Here is a 776-nt window from a genome sequence, read left to right on the forward strand (position 1 = left end):
CGTGCCACCGGCGGCCGCCCCGGCGAGCACATCCCCGCCCGCCCCGTGACCGTCTCGGTCCAATCCGCCGGCCGCCCCATTCCCACACCTCCGGATCGAGGTGTTGCGACGACCAGTTGAATCCGCCTTGTGCGCCTCGATCGGAGTGGAAAATTGCGTTCTGGGTGAGGGTGGTGCGGGAGGTGGCCATGGTGAACGCGTCGGTGATGAGTTCGGTGCGCAGGTGGGTGACCATCGACCAGCCGAGGACATTGCGGGAGTAGCAGTCGATAACGGTGGCGAGGTAGATCCCCCCGGGCTACCCGGCCGCTCTACCCCATCTACCACCTCATCGCCTACCGCGGGCTCCGCCGCGGCGAATCCGTCGGCATCCACTGGGACGACATCGACTTCACCCACGCCACCCTCACCATCCGCTGGCAAGTCATCCAGATCGGCTACGCCACCCAGCTCGGCCGGCCCAAATCCGACGCAGGCGACCGCGTCATCTCCCTCTACGCCAACACCCTCGCCGTCCTGAAAACCGCCCGCACCCGCCAACACGCCGCCCGCCTCGCCGCCGGCCGCGACTGGCCCGACACCGGACTCACCTTCACCCACCCCGACGGCCAGCCCATCCACCCCGAACACCTCACCAACCGCTTCCACACCCTCCTCGACGAAGCCGCCACCTCCGGCGCGGTCCACGGGCATGCCGTCGCCTGCGAGTGTTGCCAGTAGTCCCGCGCAGCGCATCGCCGTATGCGCGATCCGATCGGCGGCGACGCTGAGCGGCC

1 pseudogene is annotated in these 776 nt (G+C 69.1%); it reads right to left on the reverse strand.

Features of this window, described 5'->3' with window-relative positions:
- Nucleotides 1-127: 127 nt before the first annotated feature.
- Nucleotides 128-336, reverse strand: a pseudogene (locus tag FMEAI12_RS00255) (DDE-type integrase/transposase/recombinase); the annotation flags it as partial.
- Between the last annotated feature and the right edge of the window lie 440 nt (nucleotides 337-776).

Source organism: Parafrankia sp. Ea1.12 (assembly GCF_900465275.1).
GTDB lineage: Bacteria > Actinomycetota > Actinomycetes > Frankiales > Frankiaceae > Parafrankia > Parafrankia soli.